The sequence below is a fragment of the Paenibacillus sp. EKM301P genome, assembly GCF_011800295.1.
Taxonomy (GTDB): domain Bacteria; phylum Bacillota; class Bacilli; order Paenibacillales; family Paenibacillaceae; genus Paenibacillus; species Paenibacillus polymyxa.
Genome location: NZ_JAALFM010000147.1, coordinates 1 through 248, shown reverse-complemented (window position 1 = coordinate 248; position 248 = coordinate 1). Strand labels below are relative to the sequence as shown.

1 protein-coding gene is annotated in these 248 nt (G+C 51.2%); it reads left to right on the top strand.

The window, feature by feature from the left end; genetic code table 11:
* Positions 1–248 (top strand): condensation domain-containing protein (locus HFD99_RS25280; protein WP_167441105.1); only part of this gene is annotated, 248 nt, incomplete at both ends.

The window sequence follows — 248 nt, the reverse complement described above, 5'->3', positions numbered from 1 at the left end:
ATCGCTGAAGATCTGGATTGCGAATTCCAGCCAGAGCTGGTTGCCCAGATCGAACGGGTGGCGAAGCAAAATCAGGTGACGATCAACACGCTGATTCAGACCGTATGGGGCGTTCTGTTGCAGAAGTATAACAACAGTACGGATGTCGTGTTCGGCAGTGTTGTATCCGGCCGTCCAGGGGATATTCCAGGTGTGGAGCACATGATCGGGCTATTTATCAATACAATTCCAGTGCGTGTGCAGTCTGA